The 25,161-nt window shown below is 55.3% G+C and carries 23 protein-coding genes, 1 tRNA gene and 1 pseudogene; 13 read left to right on the forward strand and 12 right to left on the reverse strand.

Annotated elements, in window-relative coordinates; all coding sequences use genetic code 11:
- The first annotated feature begins 27 nt into the window (after positions 1–27).
- Positions 28–1,608, forward strand: coding sequence for an IS66 family transposase (locus VXM69_RS01070; protein WP_367188830.1), 1,581 nt, complete (start codon positions 28–30; stop codon positions 1,606–1,608).
- 140 nt (positions 1,609–1,748) lie between these two features.
- The gene (locus tag VXM69_RS01075) at positions 1,749–2,048 is read left to right on the forward strand and encodes a hypothetical protein (RefSeq protein WP_367188831.1); all 300 of its coding nucleotides are present in this window, start codon (positions 1,749–1,751) and stop codon (positions 2,046–2,048) included.
- Positions 2,049–2,051: 3 nt separating this feature from the next.
- On the opposite strand, the gene VXM69_RS01080 is transcribed toward VXM69_RS01075, so the two are convergent.
- Complete coding sequence (locus VXM69_RS01080) at positions 2,052–2,309, reverse strand: helix-turn-helix domain-containing protein (protein ID WP_367188832.1); 258 nt, start codon at positions 2,307–2,309, stop codon at positions 2,052–2,054.
- Positions 2,310–2,375: 66 nt separating this feature from the next.
- Between VXM69_RS01080 and VXM69_RS01085 the strand changes: the two genes are divergently transcribed.
- Together VXM69_RS01085 and VXM69_RS01090 are read left to right on the forward strand one after the other, a co-directional pair.
- Positions 2,376–2,780 carry a hypothetical protein gene (locus VXM69_RS01085; protein ID WP_367188833.1) on the forward strand — a complete coding sequence of 135 codons (405 nt, stop codon included), beginning with the start codon at positions 2,376–2,378 and terminating at the stop codon, positions 2,778–2,780.
- A gap of 106 nt (positions 2,781–2,886) precedes the next feature.
- Complete coding sequence (locus tag VXM69_RS01090; protein WP_367188834.1) at positions 2,887–3,078, forward strand: hypothetical protein; 192 nt, start codon at positions 2,887–2,889, stop codon at positions 3,076–3,078.
- A gap of 120 nt (positions 3,079–3,198) precedes the next feature.
- On the opposite strand, the pseudogene VXM69_RS01095 reads toward VXM69_RS01090, so the two are convergent.
- Both VXM69_RS01095 and VXM69_RS01100 read right to left on the reverse strand, forming a co-directional pair.
- Positions 3,199–3,363, reverse strand: a pseudogene (locus VXM69_RS01095) (transcriptional regulator); the annotation flags it as partial.
- A 96-nt stretch (positions 3,364–3,459) separates the two neighbouring features.
- Positions 3,460–3,807: a helix-turn-helix domain-containing protein gene (locus VXM69_RS01100; protein ID WP_367188835.1), complete on the reverse strand. Its 348-nt coding sequence runs from the start codon at positions 3,805–3,807 to the stop codon at positions 3,460–3,462.
- 203 nt (positions 3,808–4,010) lie between these two features.
- On the opposite strand from VXM69_RS01100, the gene VXM69_RS01105 reads away from it, so the two are divergent.
- On the forward strand, positions 4,011–4,742 hold the full coding sequence (locus VXM69_RS01105) for a hypothetical protein (RefSeq protein ID WP_367188836.1): 732 nt from the start codon (positions 4,011–4,013) through the stop codon (positions 4,740–4,742).
- A 126-nt stretch (positions 4,743–4,868) separates the two neighbouring features.
- Positions 4,869–6,017, forward strand: a complete 1,149-nt coding sequence (locus VXM69_RS01110) for a PD-(D/E)XK nuclease family protein (RefSeq protein ID WP_367188837.1) — start codon at positions 4,869–4,871, stop codon at positions 6,015–6,017.
- A gap of 67 nt (positions 6,018–6,084) precedes the next feature.
- On the opposite strand, the gene VXM69_RS01115 is transcribed toward VXM69_RS01110, so the two are convergent.
- On the reverse strand, positions 6,085–7,389 hold the full coding sequence (locus VXM69_RS01115) for a nuclease-related domain-containing protein (RefSeq protein WP_367188838.1): 1,305 nt from the start codon (positions 7,387–7,389) through the stop codon (positions 6,085–6,087).
- Positions 7,390–7,571: 182 nt separating this feature from the next.
- On the opposite strand from VXM69_RS01115, the gene VXM69_RS01120 reads away from it, so the two are divergent.
- From VXM69_RS01120 to VXM69_RS01130, 3 genes are all read left to right on the forward strand, one after another.
- Positions 7,572–7,648, forward strand: a tRNA-Ile gene (locus VXM69_RS01120).
- A gap of 72 nt (positions 7,649–7,720) precedes the next feature.
- A complete protein-coding gene (locus tag VXM69_RS01125) occupies positions 7,721–8,047 on the forward strand; it encodes an H-NS family nucleoid-associated regulatory protein (protein ID WP_367188839.1) in 327 nt (108 codons plus the stop codon).
- A 71-nt stretch (positions 8,048–8,118) separates the two neighbouring features.
- Positions 8,119–8,895 (forward strand): nucleotidyltransferase, encoded by a 777-nt coding sequence (locus VXM69_RS01130; protein WP_367188840.1) that lies wholly within the window; start codon positions 8,119–8,121, stop codon positions 8,893–8,895.
- A 457-nt stretch (positions 8,896–9,352) separates the two neighbouring features.
- On the opposite strand, the gene VXM69_RS01135 is transcribed toward VXM69_RS01130, so the two are convergent.
- The 3 genes from VXM69_RS01135 to VXM69_RS01145 form a co-directional block, all read right to left on the reverse strand.
- Positions 9,353–10,117, reverse strand: a complete 765-nt coding sequence (locus tag VXM69_RS01135) for a hypothetical protein (protein WP_367188841.1) — start codon at positions 10,115–10,117, stop codon at positions 9,353–9,355.
- Positions 10,118–10,656: 539 nt separating this feature from the next.
- Positions 10,657–11,970 carry a nucleotidyltransferase gene (locus VXM69_RS01140; RefSeq protein WP_367188842.1) on the reverse strand — a complete coding sequence of 438 codons (1,314 nt, stop codon included), beginning with the start codon at positions 11,968–11,970 and terminating at the stop codon, positions 10,657–10,659.
- A gap of 23 nt (positions 11,971–11,993) precedes the next feature.
- Complete coding sequence (locus VXM69_RS01145) at positions 11,994–12,296, reverse strand: hypothetical protein (RefSeq protein ID WP_367188843.1); 303 nt, start codon at positions 12,294–12,296, stop codon at positions 11,994–11,996.
- Positions 12,297–12,325: 29 nt separating this feature from the next.
- Here VXM69_RS01145 and VXM69_RS01150 point away from each other — a divergent pair, with 29 nt between their 5' ends.
- From VXM69_RS01150 to VXM69_RS01165, 4 genes are all read left to right on the forward strand, one after another.
- The gene (locus VXM69_RS01150) at positions 12,326–12,649 is read left to right on the forward strand and encodes a helix-turn-helix domain-containing protein (RefSeq protein WP_367188844.1); all 324 of its coding nucleotides are present in this window, start codon (positions 12,326–12,328) and stop codon (positions 12,647–12,649) included.
- Positions 12,630–13,511, forward strand: a complete 882-nt coding sequence (locus tag VXM69_RS01155) for an ImmA/IrrE family metallo-endopeptidase (protein WP_367188845.1) — start codon at positions 12,630–12,632, stop codon at positions 13,509–13,511. Before VXM69_RS01150 ends, VXM69_RS01155 begins: the two co-directional genes overlap by 20 nt.
- Positions 13,512–13,608: 97 nt before the next feature.
- Positions 13,609–14,166 (forward strand): hypothetical protein, encoded by a 558-nt coding sequence (locus VXM69_RS01160; RefSeq protein ID WP_367188846.1) that lies wholly within the window; start codon positions 13,609–13,611, stop codon positions 14,164–14,166.
- Positions 14,167–14,601: 435 nt separating this feature from the next.
- Entirely contained in the window at positions 14,602–18,288 is a 3,687-nt protein-coding gene (locus VXM69_RS01165) for an SIR2 family protein (protein ID WP_367188847.1), read from the forward strand.
- 302 nt (positions 18,289–18,590) lie between these two features.
- Here the strand turns inward: VXM69_RS01165 and VXM69_RS01170 are convergent, their stop codons facing one another.
- The 5 genes from VXM69_RS01170 to VXM69_RS01190 form a co-directional block, all read right to left on the reverse strand.
- Positions 18,591–19,757 carry a hypothetical protein gene (locus VXM69_RS01170; protein ID WP_367188848.1) on the reverse strand — a complete coding sequence of 389 codons (1,167 nt, stop codon included), beginning with the start codon at positions 19,755–19,757 and terminating at the stop codon, positions 18,591–18,593.
- Between the two features lie 799 nt (positions 19,758–20,556).
- Positions 20,557–22,302, reverse strand: a complete 1,746-nt coding sequence (locus VXM69_RS01175; protein ID WP_367188849.1) for a DUF3987 domain-containing protein — start codon at positions 22,300–22,302, stop codon at positions 20,557–20,559.
- 94 nt (positions 22,303–22,396) lie between these two features.
- A complete protein-coding gene (locus tag VXM69_RS01180; protein WP_367188850.1) occupies positions 22,397–23,503 on the reverse strand; it encodes a hypothetical protein in 1,107 nt (368 codons plus the stop codon).
- A 42-nt stretch (positions 23,504–23,545) separates the two neighbouring features.
- Positions 23,546–23,953, reverse strand: a complete 408-nt coding sequence (locus tag VXM69_RS01185) for a helix-turn-helix transcriptional regulator (RefSeq protein WP_367188851.1) — start codon at positions 23,951–23,953, stop codon at positions 23,546–23,548.
- A 174-nt stretch (positions 23,954–24,127) separates the two neighbouring features.
- Complete coding sequence (locus VXM69_RS01190) at positions 24,128–24,871, reverse strand: hypothetical protein (protein ID WP_367188852.1); 744 nt, start codon at positions 24,869–24,871, stop codon at positions 24,128–24,130.
- Positions 24,872–25,161 lie beyond the last annotated feature (290 nt).

Consider the following 25,161-nt stretch of genomic DNA (forward strand, 5'->3'; position numbering starts at 1 on the left):
TCGAATTGGCATGCCTGTCCAATCAGCATGCCGATTCAAGTCACCGTCACCGCCGATGAACTGGCCGCGCTGCTCGCGATACGTGAGCAGCACGCAGCGCTTCAGCAAGAGCGAGACGAATTGCGTAGCATGGTGCGTCTCGTGACTGCGGAACGCGATCTGGCCGAAGAGCGACTGCGCTCCTACCGTCGCGAATTGTTCGGCGCGAAGAGTGAAGCACGGGACTCCGATCAGCTCGGCCTGTTCAACGAGGCCGAAGCGCTGGGCGCAAACGCGACGCCCGCGCAGGAAGATGCACCCGATACGACGGTCGTCGCCCATACGCGCAAAAAGCGCGGCCATCGCAAACCGCTCGATCCCAACCTGCCGCGCGACATCGTACGGCACGAACTACCCGAAGCCGAACGCTTCTGCGTGATCGACGGTCACGCACTCGTCGAGTTCGGCGTGGAGATCAGCGAACAGCTCACGGTGATCCCTGAGCAGCTTCGGGTGATCCAGCACCAGCGCGTCAAATATGCGTGCCCGTGCTGTGAGCTCGGCATCAAGGTGACGCCGGCGCCGCCACGTATCATTCCCCGCGGACTGTTGAGCGAATCGGCGCTCGCGTGGATTGCCACCGGCAAGTATCAGTTCGGCATGCCACTGTATCGGCAAGCCGGTTTGCTGCGCCGCTTCGGCGGCGACATCTCATCGAACACGATCGCCGCGAGCATGGTTCGCGTCGGCCTTGCTGCGCAGCCCGTCATCAACCTGATGCGCGACGCGCTGCTTGATGCCGAGCTGATCTACTGCGACGAGACGACGCTCCAGGTGCTGAAAGAAGAAGGCCGCCGCGCGCAAACGAAGAGTTACCTGTGGGCGCAGATGACGGGTTCGGGTATGCCCATCCGCTGCTTTACCTATACACCGGGACGTGGCGCCTGGCTTGGCGACAAGCTGTTCACCGGCATCCGTGCGGGCGCGGTCATGATGACCGATGGCTACGAACCCTACAACGACATCGCTGAGCGTCACCAACTCGTACATCTGGGATGCTGGGTTCACGTGAGACGGAACTTCGTTAAAGCGGAAGACAGCGTGCCGAAGGCAGCGCGCACACCGGATCTGCTCGCGACGCGCTTCATCAAGCTGGTCGGCAAGCTGTTCGCGGCCGAAGCGCGTAGTGAAACATGGTCGGCATCGCGACGACAGCGATTGCGACGACGTTACAGCACACATGTGCTCGCAGCGATCCACACGCTGATGGTCGAGCAGTCACCCGGTGTCGCGCCGAAGAGCCTGCTCGGCAAGGGGTTAACCTATCTGCGTTCGCAGTGGCCGAAGCTCATCCGCTACGTCGAAAACGGCGACTGGCCGATCAGCAACAACCCCTGTGAAAACGCGATTCGGCCGTTCTGCGTCGGCCGCCGCGGATGGTTGTTCAGCGATACCGCCGACGGCGCGCACGCGAGTGCCAATCTGTACTCTCTCGTCGAGACCTGCAAGGCGAATGGCATCGACCCCTATCGCTATCTCACCTGGCTGTTCCAACACCTACCGCTAGCAAAGAGCGTCGACGACTACGACGCGTTGCTGCCCTGGAAAATGCCGGCCGACCTGCGCTGATCCGCTTCCTTACCGCACCTCAAGCGCTCCACCGATTTGCTCTGAGGGACGTCATTCGTGGATCGCATACCCTTGATCGTGCAAAAAACAAGATGTAAACACATTTCATCGAATGTAAACAGACCCTAGGGACCATCACCATGAGCCAGTCTTCCACTCACTGCGTCGGTCCGCGATTCAGGCTCGGCCGGATCTTCGCTACACCTGCCGCAGTAGACGTCATGAACGCCGCACGCGTCTCGATCGTCGACCTGCTGATCCTTCATGTTCGTGGCGACTGGGGTGCCTTGTCCGAATTCGATCGGCAGCAAAACGAGTTGTCGACCGAAGCCCGATTGCGTTTGCTGTCCAGCTACGCTCTCCCCAACGGACAAACCGTCTGGGTCATCACGGAAGGGGATCGATCGGCAACAACGTTCCTGTTGCCGGGAGACTACTAGCCGTCAGCGCGGCAAGGAAGAAAGGGGCTGGTTCAGCAGTGCGTCGACAAACGCATGGGGATCGGCATCCAGTGCCCGCAGGAAATCCAGCAGTTCGACCATATCGACGCGGCGAGCGCCGCTCTCAACCTTCGATACGAAGGCTTGCGGCCGTCCAAGTCGGTCCGCAACGTCTTGCTGGAGCAGGCCGCGTTGTTTGCGGATCTCACCGAGCAGCGTTGCGATCCGCTGGTAGCGGGGGTCGTGGATCGGATGGGTCATAGTGAAATTCTAGATACACATACAGGATATTCTGTATCCGTATACGATATATTCAAGGAGGCTTACATGTTTCAACTCATTTGGCTTGGTAGCGCCGCCACCACGGCCGCGGCCATTGCATTCGATATGTACCGACTTCGGACAAACCGCGTTGGCATGTCGCTCGGGGGATGGATCGTTGCGGCTGCCTGCACAGGGCCAGTTGCTGGAGCGATTTACCTGAGCCGGCGTGCCGCTGCCAAGCGTGCCCTGATCGAAGCCGCGTGGACGTTCATCGGAAATGAGACTTGCCCTATTCATGTCCGACGAGAGCGATTGATCGTACTCGAACGTGCCGGCTTGCTGGGACCGTCGATTTACCGCGCGTGTTCAGCGGTCCTGGATGCGCAAACGTCGATCACGGGACGGCCCGTGAATGGTGAAGCATGTGCGCCCAATGCATCAGACACCAATCCCGATCGTTCGCTTTGAAGCGTAGCGGTACTCCGGGCTAACCAGCCAGATCCGTGCCGGTGTCATCTCATCTCGGCGCAATCAGCACGCTTCTGGTGCGCAACACACATTTATGGCAACCATCATGAGCAAATATGTCATCACCATCGAGGACCAGCCGGATGGCTCGCTCCAGATTACAAGCGCACCGCCACTCGAACATCTTGCCGTCCTCATCGAACAGCCCGAAACAATGACAGCGGCCGATATATACGCAGCACGCGTTCACGCCGCCATCCTTGCCGAGCACGGACGAGCGCGGTCGGACCGCATCTGACAACACCCTCGTAGTTCCGCTTAGGTTCTGGCACACATCACCCTCGGATCGCCAGAACCTTTTGCCGACCGGTTCGCCGGTCGGTCTTTTTACATCTGCTCACCAGGTTCTTCATGTTGGTTACCGCAGGCGCCGACGCTTGAGCTCGGGCGGGGTCGTAGCGTTCGCGCGGCGTTCACCGGTCGATCGCAGCGACACAACGTCCATCGGCGAGAACCGTCCCGTCAACGTTACGTTCAGCGAATCGCAGATGTTCGCCAGTGTCGCGACCGGCGAATTGCTAAGTGTTATGAACGTAATCCCCGATCTCGCCTGCATCGCCCATCTTTCCGACCGGCATGGCACATTCATTACGTGCGCAGGGGGCGCTTAGGCAACAACCTACCGACGCGTCAGTCGCGCCGACAAACGCTCAAAAACCTCCAGCATCATGGCCCGATCCGCTGCACCGAGCCGAGATAGTAGCCGGTCCAGGTGATTTGCTTGGTCGCTCGATCGGCTGCTCGCCTCAGTCAGCAGATCCGCAGCATCGCATTGGAAGATTTCCGCCAGCTCAAACAGCCGGACCACGGTCGGAATCACCACACCGCGCTCCATCCGGGACACGGCCTCCAGGCCAACCCCCAATTCCTCCGCCACCTTCTCTTGCGTCAATCCACTCGCAATGCGCTGCTTTGCGATGGTTCGCCCCACCGCGGCCGCGAGATCGTCGGTTTGCGCTTTCGGCATGCTCCCTCCCTGTCATCCAGAATGGTTGAGCACCATCCGTTTGACATGAAGGGCTTTATTAGTTGATATTCATCGTATTTGGATGATTTTCATCCCTTCGGGTAGAGCCATGAGGCACGTGGCCGGGAATCTGTCACGCCGACTCATCCCGGCTGGTACGCAAGTCCTTCACAACGAATTCATTACTGACTGGAAATGAAAGCATGAAAACCACCCACAAACTGATCGCTACACGCATTGCGCTGTTTACCTGCGTTGCAGCGAGCCTCACCGCCTGCGGGCACAGCAGCCCGTCAGAAAGCGATGCGAAAACTGCTGTACAAGCTCGCATCGGCGACTGTGATTACCTGCGTGTGAGTGACTTCACCAAAATCAACGGGACGCAGGTCAGTGACAACCTGTACCAAGTTGAGGTGAAATATTCGCTCACCCTGACGCCGACCAGCGACATGAAGCAGCGCGCCGAAACCTTGAATTCTGATCGTGCGAAGCTCGCAGAAGCCAAACAGGCCTACGATGCAGCGAGGGCAAGTTCCAAGGCCGACGAAGACGCTTGGGTCCAAGCTCATCAGCATGACCCGGACACCAGCATCGCCACGCATGATCCGGCAGACCCGACCAAAGTCACCTACACAGTGGAACTTGGCGAATCAGGCGCCCGAAACAAATATCTCCGCGAACATAGCGGCCAGCTCAATGGCGGCGCGACTGCTGAAGCCTATGCAGTCCAACAAGAGCACGTCCGTCAGGATGCGAATATTCCGAGCTTCGCGAACAACCTGCGCAAAGAGTGTCCGAGTATCCAACTGAAAGCCTTGGGACAAGCTTTCCACGGAGTCAATGCGTCGACTGATCTTACTCAAAAGGTACAAAACGAGTGGAACGAAACAATTTCGATGATCAAGACCGATAACGGCTGGCAAGAGGTACACTGATTAGTGTCAGCACACATTAAAGCGGCTCATCTGCGCCAGACCTTTCAGAACACATAAAGCTTGCCTTTCAACTGAAATCGCAAAATGCCCACACCTCCAATTGAATTCGAAGAATTTCTGAGGAAAATGGAACGGATCGAAGTTTCAGAATCCGAACCCGAGCCCAATTTCTTTTCTATTGGAGGAAGTGGTTATCTCGAGAATCCAACTTCAGATTTGCTCGCACTCTTCATGGGTGCAGAGCCCTCCACGCCGCGCTGGCTTGCAAAAGCCCTTGTGTCATGTCTTGCGCGACAAGGTCACGTCGACGCGCAATTGTTCGAGGGCGTCGACTGGACCAAGGTGCGCGCGAAACGTGAGGTCGCAGCGTGGGACAAGCATGCCGATTCGACCAAACGCCTCGACCTCGTTGTTTCGGACGGCAATTTCGCCCTGGGTATCGAAAACAAGGTCTACGCCTCGGCCGCATACAACCCTTTCAGGGTGTATGACGAGCTGCTCAAGCAAACGGCCCGCGGCGGCCCGATACTCAGGTGCATACTTCGCGCAACGACGAACCGTCAGGACCTGCCCCTAGGTTCCGATTGGCCAGTGGTCAGCTACAGCGACCTGGTAGATGCCGCGCTGTCGCAATACGGCACGGAGGTAGCGTTTGGCCCGGTAACCAAGTGGCCCTTCTTCTATCGAGAATTCCTGTTTCATCTGCGGTCCCTTTCCGAGCCTCTGCAAACTCTCCCCATGAACGAAGAAAATATCAACTTCGCGATCGAGAATCTCCCGAACCTTCTGAAAGCCGCTGATCTGTTGAATCAGTTGGAGGATGGCCTTCGCAATGAAGGCGAAGCTGCAATCAAACGTGCCTTATTGGAGCTGAGCGTCGAAACCACGATCCGAACCGGCGTGAGCAACTGGGGGAATGGTGAAAAGGCACTTCGCTTTTATCCTCATGTCTGGGGTGGACAATCACAAGTTGTACTCGTTTATTTACCAGACACCGAACACAAAGGTAACCGTTCAATCCGTTTTTACGTGAACGCGTATATCGAGCGCGATACCACACGGATTGCCCTCGATGAGCTCCAAGAGAGATTCGAACGTGAAACGATGCGCGATCAGTGCTCGTGGAAACGCGATGCTGGCGACACCTTGACGTGGTTCGAAAGCAATCGGCGGCTCCTTGCGTTCAGCGCTTGGGCACGGGACGAGTCGAAAACTGGCGCACTTTCCGCGCTCGCGGATCTTGCGACATGGATACATCGAAACGCTTTTGCGTAAACTCGAAATTGATATCCCAAGAGAGTCACGCCGAAAGGCGTGACTCTCTTTTGTCTGGCGTTCTTTTTTATGCCACACCAAGTACCGACAGCACTTCCACGCTGAGTTTTCCGGACTCAAAGATCCGCTTAATTTTGACCAACACTCGTCGCCCGACTTCCGGCAAATTCGCGTACGCGTCGTTATTATTGGCATCTGCATATGCGTGAATGCGCGCTCCCACGCCTTTTGACCTCCCAACATCCACCTGCACCCCATTCTTCACCTTGCGCGAAACCTTACCGGCCATGATATCGCCAGGAGCCAGGCTCTCTAAATCGTGCAGTTTCTCCGAGCGTTCCTGATAACCGAATTCGATATACCGGAGGTTGCGCAATGCTAGCTCAATCTTCGCACCGCCCGCCATCTTGCTCGGTATGTGGATTCGCACTGGCTGCGTGAGCCTCACCGGAAAATCGGTATATTCTTTGCGAGAATCACCGATGCGATACGCCCGCACCTGTGCATATTCGCTCGGGTCGAACAGCAGCGCTTTGAGCCTGTCTCTTTCAACCTTGATCTCGCAATATGCGAACTGCCGACGGTCCAGCGGATCAAGCCGATTCGCCGATCGGTCCGCAAGACTATCCAGAATGTCACCTCGAAGGGTCTTGCCACCGTGTAGCTTGATAGTATCCCATGTGTTCAACTCCTCGAGCGTTGCCCGAAGACCAAGCATCTCTGGCGTAGGCGCTTCATATCGATCTATCGCTCCACCGGGACGCTTCCCCGTCAGGAAACCAATGATTGCCCACAGCAACCTGGCTGCCCACGACATGCGTTTCGCTTCCGGCGGAAGATGTGCTAGAAGCTGCTTGCGCGTAAGTACGTTAGGGTGCTGAGCCAACTCATCCGAGATCGTCAGTTGCAGATCGTCAAAAACCAGATAGGGAATGATTCTCGCAATGCCACGGCCGCGGACGGCGTTATGTTGAATCAACACGTCAGCCGATTCTTGGAGATTTGGCATAAACCTCTCTATCCGCTGCTTTTCATCCCCGTATCGGTTCACCTGAACGAGCGTACCGTCAGGTCCAAGGCTGGCGCTGCCCGACCAATGCTTCAGGTCCAGAACAAACGCTTTTTCGGGACCAACAAGAACGAAATCCAGTTCACGCCCACGCCCCTGGACCATATCTGGCACACGAACATTTGTAGCGAGATACCAACCAGTCCCGTGAATACGCTCGTTGAGTTCAGCGGCTAAATCTTCTTCGGCCTCGCGACCTGCAGCAGCACCGAGGTCGTCCTCCCCAAAGACACGCGCATTCTCTCCAATCGTTCTGAGCCTGCTCGGGAAATCGTACCAAGGTGTCGGCATCTTCTGCTCCAATCTGCAACTTGACGGCGAGCGACGATCTCAGCGCTCAAGAGCTACATGATGACATCGAATTGGGCAGCGACCGATCATCCCGACGACGGCATCGGGTACGAACGTCCCACCAAAGCCAGTTCACTTCGATACAATCGCATGCTTAGCACAGCGTCTGTGAAACAGTCGCCCCCCCTTTCACAGGGCCTGTAGCTCAGTTGGTGAGAGCAGTCGACTCATAATCGATTGGTCGCCGGTTCAAGTCCGGCCGGGCCCACCAAACGAACAACAATGCGAACTCGACTGCCCGGCGCCACTCCAAGCGGCAGTTGTTCGCTCAAGACATCATCACATGAATACACCTACCATTCGCGACCTCCAGAAACAGCTTGGTCAGTTGAACCTGCTTGTTGAAGAAACCAAACAGCAGGAGAAGCAAGCCAAGCTCAAGCAGATCGCCGAATACGTCAAGGAATACGGCATCACCGAAATCGAACTACTTCGCGCTGCTGGCTTCGTCCAAGCCAAACGAAAGAAGGCTCCAGCGAAGTACTACGACCCAAACAGCGGGCAGTCCTGGTCTGGCAAAGGCCCACGTCCACAATGGCTTGCCGACAAGAATCTCGACGACTATCTTATCCGTGAGGCGCCCCAGCCATGGTGGCCGGAACGAACCTGATCGATCAATCGATCGTGAGGATCGTAACCTGCGGCGTATGTGCATAGCCGCAAGTCGAAAAGGATGACCGAATGTCGGTATTGAATTTTCTCACGGACCTGGCGGGCAATGCCGTTCTTTCGTCCGCCGAGCAGTCGTCGATTGTTACCTCGATCGCCACCCTGCAGGTCCGGATGGGACAGCATTTCGGTAGTGGCGCGATCAAACGACACTTCCGCTTTGGATCGTCTACACGAGGGACCATCCTGCCACGCTCGATGGACGAGCGGTCCGACGTCGACTACATGATTGTCTTCAGCGACAACAATGCAACGCCACAAACATATTTGAATCGCCTGAAGACCTTCGTCGAAAAATGTTATGGTTCGTCAGAAATTTACCAAAGCCATCCAACCATCGTTCTTGAACTGAATCACATCAAGTTCGATCTTGTGCCGGCAACGACGACACTATTTGGCGACCTCATGATTCCGAATGGTCCTCGTGGCTGGAGAGGAACCGATCCCAACGACTTCAATTCCACTCTTGAAGCCAAAAATAAGTCGAACAACTCGTTGATCAAACCCACCATCCGCTTATTCAAATATTGGAACGCGACCAGCGGCTTTCCATTTGAGTCCTATGAAATAGAAAAGTGGGTGTGCGGGCTTAGTTTTTGGTGGTCGGCGAATCAGAAGGATTATTTATTTTCCGTCGTCGAGAATTTAGGTACAACCTGGTCATATGCGAAATGGGTAAACAACGAGATCACCCGTGCGAAAACTACAATCGCCAACGTCAGGAGATACGAGAAAGATGGCAAGCCTTCGACAGCAGAAGGTGAAATCAGGAAGCTCTTTCGGCTATGAGCAATCAGCGTAGCGCTCGGCACGATGTCGGAACCGGATCTAGCCGCCCGGCAGGACCAAGAGCGTAAGATTCGGAGACACACGAATGCGCTGTTGAGATCTAAGGCCGGACCAGCAAGCCTTATGTGAGATGAGCCCTCTGGCCGAGACTCTAGTCGTGTAGTCGCACCGTGGGCACTGCGGAGGCGGCAACAGGCGACTGTCCCTCCAACTGGGATGCGGCATTCGCATCGTCGTTATCGGTGACGGAAGCCGGTGCTGGTGCATGATGACGACGTTAAACGACGATTCGTGCTGCACGCCTTGTGAGCACCGATGGCGCATGCGCGATCTTTGGCTGTTCCACCGGCGAAACCGCAGCAGGCTGCGCCGATAAGTCCTGCGCAACTGAGGGTGCCTTATGAAGTTGCCAATAGCCAGGCACGCTGCACAAGCCCAGAATGTTCCAGCGGCACCTTCAAAGCTTCAGGAGCACTTTGATGGAGTTCCATTCCTGCGAAATCGCCGGGTTCAATTTTTCGAACGTCCCTGACGAGAGAGTGATTCCGGCCGTGGATTTTGCCGCTTCATACGACGTCAACGAGTCGAGAGTCATCGCAGCAAACGTCGAGGCGGGGGGACGAGACTGAAACAATCGATACACGTCGTCGTGTGTCTTCTCGAATCGCATCCTCAACCATTCGAGTCGCAGCCATCGGGATACCAGTTGCTCGCTGAAAACCACCTGTGACGCTGCCAGAATCACGCCGAGATCGGACTGACGATTAAATACACAGACAAGCCAGAACACTGCATATACGAGAAGCTTGATGCGCTCGAAGCGCACCATCGACAGAGCGATGGCTTTGCTAAAGAGACTATTTTCGAGCAACTGCGCAGCGAGCTTCCTGTTCGGATCACGTGAATCATTGTTGTAGTAGCCGTCGGTCATTTCATGGCTAAGACGGACATCAAACGCGCGCCCGAAAAAGTCCTGACGACGCTTATCCTCAGCCCGGGGCGTCAGATACAACCGGGAAACCTGACCGAGAACAAACAGGACGATGGCATCAATCAGGAACCCGACCTGAACCCAATCGTAGATCCTCGGGTACACGCTCTTGTCGAGCAGCAGCGACAGAACCGACAAGACCGCACCGACGTAAAACAGCCAGTCCGTTGCGGTATCGGCAAGCTCGACATCATCGAAGTAGCGTTTTCGTATCGGATCTGCGTTGGACATTTTTATTTCACAGAAAGCGTTCAGTAACCCCGGGAAATCATGCCGGGCTATGCCTGCCGGGAAGATCCTCAAGCGTCCCGTCGTCCGACCCCATACCGACGACGGGGAGCCGACGGTGGATGCTCACCGCCTCCCAGCCATTTTCCCGTCGCCAGCCATTCCTCGAAGTAGCCCAGCCACTCGACGGCCCACGGAATGTACGTCTCAGACAACCTCATGCCCGTAGACCACTCACGCGCCTTCGGCCACCACAGGCAGAGTTTTGTGCCCGGCCCGTCGTGCAAGTAGGTATGCGGCGGACGTCTGCCGTTTGAGAGAACCCTTAAGTCGGGGTCTAGTACCAAAAGCTCGGGCACCTTGCGTCCGGCCTCCAGCCGAAGAAGGCATCGGTATCTGCGCGCATACGGTCCGGGGGAGACAACGAACACGAAACGCAACTCCTTGCCGGAACACAAGGTAAATGAACTGTCCGCCAGTTGCAACGACGCGAGATCCATTGTCCGTGCGGCAAGACTCGGGGGTGGCGGGACGCGGCGCATTCAATCGCCGTAGAAGGTATGCGGCTTCGATCTTGCGATAACGGAAGACGGGGCCGCGCTGCCGCCCATGATCGCCACGCGCCCTGCTTTCCGGCCTGCTTCCCGTCGCGCCCGATCATCCTTGAGAATTTCCGCTCGCGCGCGCTCGCCGAAAACCGCGGCCACGATGCGAACGACAGTGTCCAGACCAGCGTTTGTTTCGATCGCGTCGACAAGCCTGCGCAGATCCCGACAGATTCGAGCATGCCATTCGTCAAATGCGCCCTGGCGCTCACGCATGTTCATGCTGCTCGCGAGGTTGTCGTAAGGCGACGATGGGTTCTGAAGGTACCAGACTTCACTTCGGCCGAAATCGCGCTCCCGCGTGAAGTATCGCGGCATCGCCTCGACGATATCAAGCAGAAGATCCAGCGGCGTGGAATGGGGTTTCGGAGCCAAGTCGACGTACGCTGCAGCCGCAAGCGCAGTGATGAACACGGACGAGGGCGCGAAGTCCTCGTGACCGGTAGCCTTCCCGAACGCTACGTTTCGATGCAGTTTGAGCAGCTGTACGAGACGGCTCAGCAATCGCTCGAAAACCTCATCGGCCTTCGGAAGGGGGGAAATCGACTTGCGAACGGAGTCGGCCGCGAATGTCAGATGCTCGACGGCAGTGAAGACCGGTGCAATCGCAGCTGCACGCGCAAAGCCGCGGGTCAATCCGCGCGGATTCGTGGGTTCGTACGTCCGCAACAGGCGATCCGGGACACGGCCGTGCGTGTCGCCATACGGAGCCCAGGATAGCGGATCGTCGACGACTGGCGTGATGTCCGCAAACATGCCGCTTGCATATTCAAGCGTGACGCACCGTTCCCAACGCGTGACCTTCAAACCGTGTGCGGTCGCATATCGTGACAGGACCGCATGCAGGTGGTTGATCAGCAACCCGGGACCGCCGTCTCCGCCGTATCGCGACATGGCACGCTGATCGAGTCGCGCGACGAGATCAATGTCGAAGCCTTCACGCGATTCATCCGACGGCCTCAGCAACGTCCCAAGAACCCTCGAGCCATGGCCATGAATGTTCGTCGTCAGACCCGCGAACTCGTCACTCTCAGCAAGATACCCCGCGGTACTGATGTAGGAGGACTCAAGCGCCAGAAGTTGTGTTGCCGTGGGTTCGTGCGAGCGAGCGATCGCATCGGCAAGATGAAAAAACTGCGCTGCGGCACGATGCGAAAAGGTAGGCCGCTGTTGCTGCACCTGCGACGTTGCTCTGCTGCCTTCTTCCCTGCCGCCGTCCAAGGGGCTAATAGTCAGTGCTGATGTACTCATTCCGCCGTCCTCCCGCTCTCGAATTAGCGCTTATGTTTCGCAGGGTCGACCAGGGTGTAGGTCTGATGACGCCCGGGCGTAGGCGGCAGCGGAAGGCCCTTCACCCCCGTCACTTCGGTGCGAGTCACGTTATTGCGGTACAGCCCGGAGGACGGGGCCGGCGTCCCCGGTTTCAGTGCTTTCGGCATGATGCTCTCCTTCAACTCAAGAGCTTCGCGCCGAATCCGACTGCCGGACACGTACGCGAAAAGGCGTTCGGTCTTCTTGCCTTTTCGGTTCGGAAGTCCGACAATGAAAATACTGGACTTCAGAATGATCGAAGTCAAGCACTTTTTTTATCGAAATTCAGAACATCATGCCAACTCTAGGCGAAAAGATCCGCACGCTGCGGAAACAGCGAGGACTCACGCTCGATCAGCTAGCCCTTCAGGTTAGCGCATCCAAGTCATCGATCTGGGAACTGGAGAACAAAGAAAAGGCCCGCCCGTCGGCCGACAGGATCGACGCGATTGCCCAAGCGCTTGGCGTCACCTCCGCGTATCTGCTGGACGACACGCAAACCGAGCCTTCCAGGAAGGTCGCCGACGAGGCATTCTTTCGAAAGTATGAGCAGCTGGACGAGCCCGTTAAACGGCAACTCCAGGACATCCTCGACGTTCTTGACCGAAAACGTGACTGATCAGCCTTTGTCGCCGCAGCGCGAAGCAATGAAGTTGGTGCAGCTCTGGCGGGCAGTACATGGCTCGGCGTTTCCAATTCGAGCCGGCGAACTTGCCGTCGAATGGTCGCGACAGGTATCAGCGGATCGACCTATCGGCGAAGTTCTAGCCCAGGATCTCGACGGCTTCGAGGGCGGACTGTTCTGGTTGCCCAAGAGGAAAGAATGGGTGATCCTGCACGCTCCCAACGAAGACGTCCCCGGGCGGACGAACTTCACGATCGGCCACGAGTTCGGCCACTACGTGCTGCACCGCACGCGGGAAGAGGCGTTTCGCTGCTCACAAAGCGCGACGCTCGGGCTGGCGGCAAAGGCTATCGAGCGCGAAGCCGATTTGTTCGCCTCGTATCTGCTCATGCCGATTGATGATTTCCGGAACCAAGTGAAGGGCAAACACATTACCCTTGACGTTCTCGGCGAATGCGCCGGCCGATACGGGGTTTCTTTGACGGCGGCCATTCTGAAGTGGATCGACTTCACCGAGCAGTCCGCGATTACCGTTTTCGCCCGCGAAGGTATGCTTCACTGGTGGAAAGGCAGCACGAGCGCGAAGAAGTTCGGCTTCAACCATCTTCATGAAGGCATGGAACTGCCGATGCAATCGCTGGTGATGCAACCTCGCTCAGCGACTTTCGACATCGACTCCCGCGACGGAATTGAGCATGAACGCGGAATCTGGTTTCCAGACACGAGAACTCGCGAGATGGTAGTGGTATCAGATCGTTACGACATGAGCATTTCCCTGCTGATGCTCGATAGCCCGACATGGAACACAGGTGACGACGAATTGTTGGCTCCGCTCACGGGAATGCCTAGCTTCTAAGCGATACCTATCGTTGCGAGAAATGCGACGTCATACTTATGATCTCGGGCTACTTGTGCCTCAAAATTCGCAGTCTCATCTTCGCAGGAGACGATGAATGAAAGACCTCGAGGTAGTAATTTCACTGCGCGATGAAGATGAAACGTGGGCGACTACGATTCTGATGGCCGAGCTGGATGCGCTACGAATCCGAAACCTTCGCCCATTCACGCCGTCAGGGCCGCGAATCGATCTCCCGAGCGTTGCAGGTTTCGCACAAGTTATAGATAAGACACTCAAGCTTTCCTATAAGGACGGGCAAGCCCAACGAATGATCTCAACGCCGTTTCTCTCTGCTCGCGACGTCATTGATGACGCGATAGAAAAAGAAAGGAATAGAGCAGCTGCGGAACGGCGGTCTGCGGCCGGCTGGAAACGCATATGGGACTGGATGGACAAACGCAGCACGGACGCGCATTGGTTCAAACCGGCCGAAGGCGAGCAAGTCCGTGCGACCCTCCTGATGAGCGCCGAAGAACACATTGCCGTCCAACTTCACGACAGCACACTTGCGGTTACCTCCGTCGCCAACCAAGAGGATATACCTTCAATCGGATCGAGCATCAATCTTGAACGAGACGGCTCTGGCGATACGACTCTATCAACGCGCAGTTAGCCCGCTGCTGGCCAAGGTAGGCAGCCTCTATCGCACTTCATGCAAAGCCGTTCCGGCTCGATTTTGCCGCTCTGTCCTGTATCCCGCTCGGTTGGGTTTCAGCGTCGGACAGATATCCTGCCTTCGGGACCGTGCTAGCGCGGCTCAACATTACCGGCAGCGCGCCCTGGCACAGGGCCTTGCTGTAGTGGGGCAGGTCAAACCTATCCGCGCGTCGGCCGAAGGCAGCTTCACCGCTATTGCCACGAGTATGCTTGTGCAACCCACTACACCACAATGCACTGAGTCCGAACCGAAATTCTGATCGGCTACTGCGGGTTGCACGGGGCCTGCATGCATCGCAGACGTCCCTAGAACGTCCCTTGTAGATACTCATCAGGCCAGGTATTTCCGGAAAGCAGCTAAAGTATCGACTATCGAGACGGATATTACGCCATGGCCACAACAACGAAACTCACCGAACTCCACGATTATCCTGCCGTCAAGAAGCTCGCCTCAGCATTGCATCGTCTTGACGCACATCACCACGGGGCCGCGATCATGATCGGCGCAGGCTTTAGCCGAAGTGCGGCGGTTCACGTGAGCGGTGAAAAACGGGTTCCGCTCTGGGCCGAGTTCACGACAAGCCTTACTCGCGACCTTTACGCCGGCGAGACTAATCTGAGTTTTGCGGATCCCCTACGCGTGGCGGAGGAATACCGCGCATACTTCGGGCAGGGAGCGCTGAATGACAAAATTCGTTTCGAAATCGACAACGATGCCTGGCGCACCGGCCCTCTATACGACGCCCTCCTAACTCTCCCATGGTCCGAAGTACTTACGACCAATTGGGATACGTTGCTTGAGCAAGCAGCGGAAAAAGTCCACAGCCCGTACTACACCACAGTGACGAAGACGTCAGATCTGGCGTGGGCCCAGTCCCCTCGTATCGTGAAACTTCATGGCACAATCGGCATCACGGACAGTTTCATCGCGGCGCAGGAAGACTATCGTACCTACCCCGCGCGTTTTGCACCTTTCGTGAATCTCGCACGGCAAGTATTCATCGAAAACGAGCTCTGTCTGCTTGGTTTCTCCGGTGATGATCCAAACTTCCTTCAATGGGCAGGCTGGGTTCGGGACCATCTAGCAGGCCATGCACGTAAGATTTATCTCGTTGGCGCACTGAATCTCTCCGCTGCGCGCCGCAAACAACTTGAGTCGACGAACATTGCACCAGTCGATTTATATCCAGCGGTCGCTCACATTACCGATAGAGAGCTTCGTCACCAAGAGGCGATCGCAATGTTTCTCCGAGAGATGAAGAGCGCGGACGAATCCAGAATTAAGCCGCATGACTGGCAGCCGACGAGCTTTCCGGCCCACACTGCCAATCCGGGGGAACAAAATCGCGCCTACAGCGATCCGGAATATGCCGCAACGTTGCTCACCAGCCAGCTTGAAACCCTGCGCAAAGATCGCGAGGCATATCCGGGTTGGCTATTGTGCCCCGAATCACTGCGCTGGCGAGTAGCCAACCAGTTGAGCATGCCGTTTCCGAATGCGGAAAATCTCGCGGCTCTCACACCCGACAACCGCGCAAAATTGCTCTACGAAATCGCCTGGCGGCACCGTACCGCATTGGAGTACATGCGGCCCTGGCTTGTTGAAGCGCTCTTCGAGGTTGCTCGACAGAACCAGCCATGCGCTATCAGCGAGCGCCAGCAGGCAGAAATCGCGCTTGCGTTACTGCACAACGCTCGTTGGCTTTGTCCAGACAATGATGAAGAGCAAAAGGCTGTCGACGAGCACATTCAAGAACTTATCGCCATACTAAAGACACAGGTATTCTATTTTCCAGACGGTGCCGCCGAAATAGCGTACCACCACGCACTCGCAGCGCGCGACCGGCTGGACTATGATGAACTGGCGGCGGCGATTGATCAGATTTCAGGGGAAGACCCTGTCTGGAAGCTGAGGAAGGCAGCCCTACTCATGGATCTCGGTCGTGAAGGCGACGCAGCCGACTTGGTCGCAGTGGCTTACGGGCAACTGCGCGAGAATCATCGTAGGGGCCGTCAATCGATTCCAGTCATGTCACGGCTGCTTTGGGCTCACTGGCTGATGGAAGCTCTACAGCGAGGTAGTTCTGGAAACGACTCTGAGAAATTACCGCCGTTTGTAGAAGCCAACTATCGAAAGTGGAAGTGTGATCCATGGTCGTGGCTAGACTCGCTTCGTTCCAGTATCGAAAAGCGTCGGGACAGATACCTTAAGAATCGCAGTCCGATAGAGCCGCAATTCAAGCAGGGGCATTATCGCGTACATTCCCGCAACACCTCAAACGGAATCGACAACTCTGACTTCCTGCTCCTTGATGGTTTGAGCCGGATTTGTGGAGTGCCGTTTCGCATTACTACTCGTGGCTTCAATGTCAGCCTGCTTTCGGACAAGGCAAAAGCTATTGTGCTGTACGGTGGCACGGGCGCTGAACTATTTGATCTTCCGATCGCGATCCGCTCCGCAAGCAGTGAGGATTCGTCAGCGGTTAGGGATGTATTTGGCCGAATCAATGTTGCCTGCTTCACCCAGCGTTCTGTGGATATCTTGATTCCCCGAGTTATGTCTGCCGTTAAACACTGGCAGCAAGTGCGAAGTACAGCACAGCAAGACGTTGACAGTTTGACGAGGCTTCGCGTGCTTGTAGAGGTCCTTGCGCGGCTCGTGGTTCGGGTTCCCCCCTCCCAAGCGAAGGAAATTTTTGCGCTCGCTGCCTCCTTGGCAGACCGACCAGAAATGCGACATATCTGGCTTCGTAGTGCTCTAGATTCTCTTGTGAATAACTCGCTCTCGAGCATTCCAGAGTCCGAATTACCCGACGTGCTGAACCTTGCTCTAAAATTCCCACTCGCCCACGAAATCGAAGAGCGCAACGGCCCGGAATGGCCCAACCCGGTGATCAAGTACTCCGGGGAGCGCTTAGCCTCCCCTATCATCGATGAGCGCATCGCACAATTGATAGACGCTGTGCGGGCAGACAGGGACTCATCAAGACGTGATTCTTTGCTCCGATTGCTTCCGCTCTCCCGTAAAAAAAATTTCCTCACCGAGGCAGAGCGCAATAACTTGTCGGATGCAGTCTGGGGAGATGCACCTGCGTATACCGCTCTACCCGAGACAGGCTTGCTCCCTCACGCACTATTGATTCTACCGACAAGGGACCCAAGTCGAGTGGAGGCGCTCCTTCGCTCGCAGCTGTACGACCACAATCCCGATGTTCTCGCCGACACGCAGAAGGAGCTGCGAAAATATCCATCTCCAGAGGTAAACCTCGCTATATCGGCCTATGAAGGTATGACAAGTGCTGCAGAGGATCAAGCGACTCAGCTATTCCCGACCGCAGAGCAGGCCGTCACACTGTTCGAACGACTGACGGCTTGGAGGCCAGTCAGCGAGCAAGGCGGGATGGCTGACATCGCCGCTCGCGCTCGACGAGAACTTGCAAAAAGTATCGGTCATGCACTCTCTTTTTCGATCGTACCTGCGCTGACGTACGAGGATAAGACAACCTCTCGATGGGAACGATTGCGGTCCTTTTATTCGGAAGTAGACGGAGCTCGGACAGCCCTACCTGCCCTAGTCCACTTTGCCGTGACAGACGCTCTGTCGGCCAGCACCGTCGAGAAGATGATTGCGTCTGCTCTACGAGGACGGGATGCGACGCAGGTCACCTACGCTGCAATCGCGCTGCGGAAATGGATGGACTTGACGAATTCAGAGACATCACCGGAGTTCATGAAGCTCACGTCCATAGCGATTGGCATGATCGAGTCCGGCCGCACAATCGCGCTTCACCAGCTGCTCTGGCTTGCAAAGGAACTGTTTGTAGAAAGACGATTAACGGAAGATCAATGCCGCACACTTGCCGAAGTGATCCCTGACGTTTTCCGCTCTGTTGATTACCGCAACGTCGATCCGCACAGTGAGGAAGCTGTCACCGCATCGATCATCAGGTCAGCGTGCATCAAGCTTGCCCTAGTCCTCACGCAACGGTTTCCGGACTATCGCGAGCTGGCGGACCTTCTTGATTCGTCAGCAGCAGATCCTCTACCAGAAGTGCGATTCGCCTCGAACTCGCCATGATTACCGTGTGGAATAGCCGATCCGCTCATCTGTAAGTGGTCACTTTCCATGAGGGCTCGCGGCCTGGCATATCGATTGCTCACACGCGGCAATGGATCACGACGTCAATCCAAACCAGTTACGTAAATAGATCACGAGCGCATAGCGAATGTTAATTCTCCGGTTGCAGTGGTCTGGACTGCGTCGGCAACAGCCACTCGAAGGCATCAGCCACGGTCGCTCGAATCGAGCCGCGGGAGGCAGTGTGAGTCCAACTTTCCGATCACACTGGCCGCCTAGGCCACCTCGTCACCTCCGCTTTGTTATCGTCCCTTCGTCAACGTATGCGACTTCGCCGTAGGCTTGACCCACGGTATCGGCCTATTATCCTTCGCGAAGTATCGCACTACGTAGTCGGCAAACCTCTTGACATGCCTCCCATTGGAGCAATCTAGCCGATCAATCGCCCACTCGACGTTCGGCTCAAGGCCCTGCCGGTACGCATCATCGTGGCAATCAAACCATAGCCCCTTGCCTCGCGTGACACGACTCCAGCGTCCACTGAATTCAAACCGCAAACCCATGATATCGCTTGTCGATAATCTCTCAGGGTTCATCAGCAAGATGCAATGAAAGTGGTTAGCCCTGTTTCGACCACACTGTTCAAATTTGCAAATGTGTCCCACCATGTGATCAAAGAGAAGCTTGTCGGCTCCACGGCGGTTATCGAAAAAGCTATCTCGATCAGCAAACGCCGGCGCAGGATCAATACGTGCCCGAGTCTCCAGCCTTTCATCCCTTACAGGCACACTAGAGGGAACTGACAACCACCCGCCCTCATTCGTTGCCCGCCAGCCCATACGTGGCATTGCTTCATTACCATCGAACGCATTCTCTTGATAGGTCAGATCAAAGCGTATCGGTACCAGAACCTCGTTCTTGCTCGCAAGCTCCTCGATATACCCTCTAAGTGAACCTGCTTGCTCACAAACCGTAGCACGAGCATCTGTTAATGTCTTTTTCACACCTCGACTCACCGCCTCTGTACGCAGATAGCTTACAAAGTCATTATAAAGCCTCCCAGCAGTCACGCTATCAACATGACCCATCATGACTCCATGACTGAACAAGCGAGCGTACTGATGCTGTCTGAAGCAGTCAAAGAAGAGCTGTAGGTCAGCTCTATACGCATACCCAGACCAATAGAGCTCCATCCATTGCGCACATTGATGCATAAAGCCAACCAAGCTCTTATACCCAACCTCACCAACTGGATTACGTACTGCCTTCAAGTTACCTGACTGATACCGGATCTCAAACGGGATCTGATCAGTCCATAGGACAGTAGCCATGAATCTTTCTAGCTCTTCCATCAGCTCACGATGCTCACCTACCTCCCAGTACTTCATGAAGCCTACAAGAGGCTGATTGCCTCCATTACCTGCCATACCTGATCCGGACTGACCAACCCCATTCATCTCTTGACTCATCTGAAATCTCCTCGTTAGGACATTCCATAGATGAGCACTGTTATTTTTACAATAGAAAGAATGAGAATGACATAACCATCACCCTCCATCCTCCTTAGTATACACAAACCCAACACCCCTCAATCAATCTCACTACAACGTTCAATCTAAACATTCCATCAATATATCAAATATCGATACACTTAATTTATCATTAATCAAATTATCCATGACACAAAACATCATCACTAATACTCATATAACAACATAAAAACACCAAAGACTATCTTAATATAGGAGAACGTCAAACATCACCAACACGAACAAGATCAAACACAAGGGATTCATGCAGCACCATCCATCACACTCACCGGATATACCGTGAGGAACATCAGACAATCTTAGTTATTTGATATTACAGAATTATCCCGAATAGAGTAGATCATCGATCTGCAATTTATTCGGCCAAAACAGGTCAATCAATGACTCGCGATTTCTAAAACCACAACCGATCCAAGACGCCTCAAGAGCAGCATCCGAATCAATCGGTGATCACTCCAGCCAGCACCGTATTGGTGCATTTTTTGTGCTTAACACCGATGATTCCGTCACGGATGACCATTGCTACGCTGCTACAACTGCTACGTAGCAATGTAGCAAGGGGGACGGTGACCAAGAGACGCACATTTTCGTCGCGTGCACGCAACAAAGCTCGTACCCCAGAATGCTCCATCGATTGGCCCCATCTCACTATGCACACGTCGCGATGGCAAAAAAAACGCCCGTAAAAACGGGCGCATAAGAAACCTCCTACTCAATATCAGATGTCAGAGGGCGGTTCGCAATGAGAAAGAAATTGAGCGGCGGTTGGCGAAATTGATTTCAAAACTGCGCTCATCATGTTGCTGCGCTTTCCACCGGAAACTGCCCTCTCAAGCTCACGCCCCCTCTCCTGCGCTCGATTGTTGAAACCGTGGTGCTGAATGCCCCCGGCGGCAGTTGTGGCGACTCCCCCAGGCTGCTCATTGACCTGCGCAAGTGACGAACGATCGTTCGAGCTGGTCGAGTGCGGATAATTCGCAACCGGCGCCTGCACCGACAGATTGTTGGCTGGATAGATAATTACCAATCCTCCATTCTTCCCTGGCTCAGTTGATATATACCCCCATTGGTGGAGAAGCCCAATTGCGCGCCCCAATTGCTCCCGATCGCCCCTAATATTCGAATAATTCCGTAAATCACGCTCCGTATACCGACCCGACGTAAGCCTAGAGTATCGCATCGGATGCGTAACCGCTTCTTTAAACCACTCAAGGAGCTTCCACGCTGCGGCTACATCTTTCTGCTGCGGTGTTTGAGCGTATGGAGAAAATATGCGGATGTACTCGAATATGTACCATTCGCATAACTCAATTGCCGCCTTCATAGCACTCCCTGGGATATCGCCTTCATCGGCACTCACGTAATGAAATAACGCCGCGAAGCGACTCGCCATCTGCCCCAGCTTTCTGAAAAACGACTTGATGTTGTCAGCATAGTTCCCAGCGAGCCAGAATTTATTAATCCCTTCCTTGAACAATTTCCAATAGAGCTTTGCCTCGTCTGATAGTTGCAGCGTCTTGCGCTCGCGCGGTGGGGGTACTGGCTGATTCAACATGGACCATATCCTTTCATTGAAGAGGTCAAGTTTGTGCTCTGGCGTATCATCTACTTCTATGCTAATTCCTTGCATGTCGAAGATCGGCGAAGCTGCGAGCAAAAAGCGAGCAAGCAAGCCCGTGTCAAAAGCACTGGAGCCCCGGCGCTTCATGTAATCGGCAACCTGATCCTCCTGTGCCATGATCAAAATAGTTACCCGAGGCTCCTCGGAACGACGCGTGCCACTGACGCGGCCCGTGGCTCGCTCTTCGCCACTCCAGTAATCACACAAGACCGCCGGCTGACTAAATGTCTCGCCGTTCAGAGTCGGCCCGCCGTCCGCAGAAACAATACCGATCGCATGGTTGGCAATCAGTACCTCACGCAACCCTTGAATATTCGATTCGGTGATTCGAATATTTCGAATCACCGGCTTGACAGGACGCTCATCTTCATGGAGCAATCGCTCTTTGCGAAGTTGTGCTTTCTCATCAGATCCCGGTTTAGCATCAAGATATTTCTTCGCCAACCAGCGCTGGTCATCAAGCCAAATTTTCGTCTCAGCCTGAAAAGCTCGCATCTTGGCGGGAAATTCCTCATTCTGTTGCTGCTCATACTTTGAAACTGAACGAAAAAAGCGTCGCACCATCAAGGATTTGCCAGCACTAGAATTGCATATATCAATCAGAAACAGTGTAACCGGAGCCGGCTCATAACCTGGACATTGAACGTTGATGTAGTTCTGGCTAACTAGGGAGGCTGCACCAATTGCTGCATGAGCGGCCATCGGTATCGGCACGTTGAATTTCCAACAGACCTCTCGTACAGCTTCAGCGATAATGGTCGGAAATACGTGGATTGGATAATAGCCTTGCAGATATAAAGGCTGATATAGCACTTGGCCGAAGAGATTCTCAACTATTGGCATGGGCCCCTCCGTCTTGTACTACCGCCCTCCCAGCACACTTGTTTCCGGAACGGCGCTACAAGCACATCTCTACTCTTCCTCGCGTCCACTCTCCTCATGCCACCTCCTCAGTACAAGCACTGCGGAAGTGAGCGGCATATTGACGGTTCAGGTGGCCAGCTCTTGGCTGGCCACAACGAAGGAACTTGCGAATCCCGTCCTGCGTCGGTCTGAGCAGCCCAGCGACGACAGCTTCATGAATCTGCTTGAGCGTGTCGAGATCGTCGTCGGGGCATGCAGGTCTTGTCCCATTGTCAGAGTCAACTGTAGTGACTACTGGCCCGACAACCCCGGGGTCTGGGGGTGAGATCGCGTGGTCGCTGCGCACGACCTCCGGTGCGAACACGACTGAGTTCTGGTCGGACAACTCCGGCCCGCGACCGACCACGACCACGTCACGACTACTCACACGACTCGGTACGACCAACACCAGCATCCAGCCAATGATGGCCGAGCCTTCAAGCACGACCGAGCACGCGACCGCCAACAGCACCTCCAGTCGTCCTTCGGTCGTACCGAGCCACGGCGCGACTTCTGCCGCGACCGGATCGGCCCGCGCGGTCGCACGAAGTACTGCTTCGCGATCGGCCAGTCGATTGCGTCGGTCCTGTTCGCTTTCGCGCCGTCGCACTTCTCCGGCCTCTGCTTCCAGTGTCGTGATCTGCGTTGCGAGAATCGTTCGACGCACCTTGAGCCACCGGCAATCGCCGACACAGAGGCGCTCATCTATTCGGGCTAGATCGATCTTGGCCTTCGAGACGTCTTTGGCAATCTCAGTCAACGTGCGACCGGGCAATACCGCCGGGAGCGACAGCGGCACGGTCGTCGGAACCCTTGCGGCTCGTTGATCCCCCGCATGTTGCCGAGACAACAAAACAAACGTGACCTGGCCGTACAGCACCACTACCAGACCGATACACCATAAGACGAACGCAAACAGCCGAGCGGTGCCGACCAAGGCTTGCCGCCCCGCAGGCAACATGTGGACATACAACACAGCCACGCATCCAAGCGCAATGCTTATCGCCCTCTCAACTGATGAACCTCCGCCATGCCAGCCGGCATATACGGCGATGCCGACCGACACCGCCGTAGCGACCATCGCGAAAAACACCGTCGGAGACTGCTTGCCGAAAGAGAGCCAGAACGCGTCGACGTTCAAACAGGGCCGTACTTGTGTAAGTAAGTTCATATCGCCCCCGCGTTACGCCACATTCCGCGATTCGGCACGGGCTGCGATCCAAGCATCGACCTCAGACTCCAAAAAGCCGATCGAGCGCACCGTAAGCTTGATTCTTTTGGGAAATGTAGGATCGTTGGACATCAACACGTACAGCGTCGCTCGTGAAAGATTCGTCCGATCGACCAATTGCTTCATGCGCAGAATGCGCATCATCGCCTTGTCAGGTTGCCCTGGCGCCAAGCTATGTACGCTCGACAAGACACTTTGAGTTTTGGGAAATGGTCCAGGCCCGCGGGCACGAACTGATGGAAGGAGATCTTCTGTCGTCGGAACCGAATCCCCGTTCCCGGCAGACTTTACGTCCACCGGAACACTGAAATAGCGGGTACCGGATTGGCGCTGAGCAGCGCCCTGCAGTTTCTGGGTCATGAGTTTCTCCATCACACGTTATGGCGGACGAGGCTATCTGTCCTCGTCTACCGCGATCCGGCTAGGTGCCGTATGTGATGGAGAATCAAGGCGGAAACGTATTTCCGCGCAAATGATTTTTGCTACTTTTTGTCTAACCCGGTCCAGTGAGGCTTGCGGGCATACAAGGCGAAATTACTGACGTCTGGTCTGCTTTGGAAACGGGCTCGGTTCCCCTCGCGCTTCGTCGATTTCGCGAATGATGTTCCGGACCTGCCTCCCCGAGATGCCGAACTCGTCAGCCGTTAGCATATTGTAATTTTTTTGCTTCGCTCGATACATCTTCAAACAGAACTTGTACACGGCTTCTGGGTCCGTAACCTTTTTTTCACCGACGGTGTCTTGCGTTTCCCGAGGAGCGAGCAAAAATCCACATCGCGTCAAGTACGCGATAGCGTCATCTCGGGAAATGAAGTCACTCGCGTCGGGCCTCTTCGCCTCGACGTGGTTAGCGTCGACTAGCATAAACTGACCTTCCCTGAACGCCTCCCAGAGCGCCAACTGGTGATCACACATCACCGCGTCCTGTTTAGCTTTGAGAAAACCTATGTTCCGCGCATGCACCAGCTCAGGCTCCCATTTGGGCCGCCCCGGCAATTTGCGATAGCTCTCGAAGAACTCCTCCGCGACCTTGTCGGATATTGGGCACCTCAGTTTGCGCAGCTTCGGCAGCAATTTCTGCAAGGTTCGGCGCTCACTCGACGTCAAATCACTTGGCATCGTCCCGTCAACGCCACTCAACTTCATCCGCTTTCCAACGATGCAATCGATACCCTTGAGGCCTTCTTCGCCTGCTGGAGAAACGGCACGGGCGATTGCCCGACTAAGCGCCAACACATTGATCAGCGGATCGGATGACAACTTGACTCGAACTTGCATCTTTATCCTGCTTGGTTGAGTTATATCGGATCGAGTATAAAGGACATCATGCGTTCCAACCCGCTGCTCGGCATCGCTTCGGTGGCGCAGAATTTCGAAATCAACGACATCGGCTGACTATCCGACCACGTCCAACTTGATCTCAATCTAGCCAATACTCAATGATGGTCTGGCGGATGGGCCAAAAAACAGATTCGCACGCAAGCTATTGAATATTAGTCACTTTTATCGCATACTTGGCGGAGGTCATGGAAATCGGATAGCGGGGCCCACAGGCGCGGACCCGGATG

Source organism: Burkholderia sp. Ed8 (genome assembly GCF_040761425.1).
Taxonomy (GTDB): Bacteria; Pseudomonadota; Gammaproteobacteria; order Burkholderiales; family Burkholderiaceae; genus Burkholderia; species Burkholderia seminalis.

What these genes read in the sequence shown, in the direction of transcription:
- VXM69_RS01070 (WP_367188830.1), top strand. Translation starts at nt 28, where the DNA reads ATGCCGATTCAAGTCACCGTCACCGCCGATGAACTGGCCGCGCTGCTC.
- VXM69_RS01075 (WP_367188831.1), top strand. Translation starts at nt 1,749, where the DNA reads ATGAGCCAGTCTTCCACTCACTGCGTCGGTCCGCGATTCAGGCTCGGC.
- VXM69_RS01080 (WP_367188832.1), bottom strand. Translation starts at nt 2,309, where the DNA reads ATGACCCATCCGATCCACGACCCCCGCTACCAGCGGATCGCAACGCTG.
- VXM69_RS01085 (WP_367188833.1), top strand. Translation starts at nt 2,376, where the DNA reads ATGTTTCAACTCATTTGGCTTGGTAGCGCCGCCACCACGGCCGCGGCC.
- VXM69_RS01090 (WP_367188834.1), top strand. Translation starts at nt 2,887, where the DNA reads ATGAGCAAATATGTCATCACCATCGAGGACCAGCCGGATGGCTCGCTC.
- VXM69_RS01100 (WP_367188835.1), bottom strand. Translation starts at nt 3,807, where the DNA reads ATGCCGAAAGCGCAAACCGACGATCTCGCGGCCGCGGTGGGGCGAACC.
- VXM69_RS01105 (WP_367188836.1), top strand. Translation starts at nt 4,011, where the DNA reads ATGAAAACCACCCACAAACTGATCGCTACACGCATTGCGCTGTTTACC.
- VXM69_RS01110 (WP_367188837.1), top strand. Translation starts at nt 4,869, where the DNA reads ATGGAACGGATCGAAGTTTCAGAATCCGAACCCGAGCCCAATTTCTTT.
- VXM69_RS01125 (WP_367188839.1), top strand. Translation starts at nt 7,721, where the DNA reads ATGAATACACCTACCATTCGCGACCTCCAGAAACAGCTTGGTCAGTTG.
- VXM69_RS01130 (WP_367188840.1), top strand. Translation starts at nt 8,119, where the DNA reads ATGTCGGTATTGAATTTTCTCACGGACCTGGCGGGCAATGCCGTTCTT.
- VXM69_RS01135 (WP_367188841.1), bottom strand. Translation starts at nt 10,117, where the DNA reads ATGTCCAACGCAGATCCGATACGAAAACGCTACTTCGATGATGTCGAG.
- VXM69_RS01140 (WP_367188842.1), bottom strand. Translation starts at nt 11,970, where the DNA reads ATGAGTACATCAGCACTGACTATTAGCCCCTTGGACGGCGGCAGGGAA.
- VXM69_RS01150 (WP_367188844.1), top strand. Translation starts at nt 12,326, where the DNA reads ATGCCAACTCTAGGCGAAAAGATCCGCACGCTGCGGAAACAGCGAGGA.
- VXM69_RS01160 (WP_367188846.1), top strand. Translation starts at nt 13,609, where the DNA reads ATGAAAGACCTCGAGGTAGTAATTTCACTGCGCGATGAAGATGAAACG.
- VXM69_RS01165 (WP_367188847.1), top strand. Translation starts at nt 14,602, where the DNA reads ATGGCCACAACAACGAAACTCACCGAACTCCACGATTATCCTGCCGTC.
- VXM69_RS01170 (WP_367188848.1), bottom strand. Translation starts at nt 19,757, where the DNA reads ATGAGTCAAGAGATGAATGGGGTTGGTCAGTCCGGATCAGGTATGGCA.
- VXM69_RS01175 (WP_367188849.1), bottom strand. Translation starts at nt 22,302, where the DNA reads ATGCCAATAGTTGAGAATCTCTTCGGCCAAGTGCTATATCAGCCTTTA.
- VXM69_RS01185 (WP_367188851.1), bottom strand. Translation starts at nt 23,953, where the DNA reads ATGACCCAGAAACTGCAGGGCGCTGCTCAGCGCCAATCCGGTACCCGC.
- VXM69_RS01190 (WP_367188852.1), bottom strand. Translation starts at nt 24,871, where the DNA reads ATGCAAGTTCGAGTCAAGTTGTCATCCGATCCGCTGATCAATGTGTTG.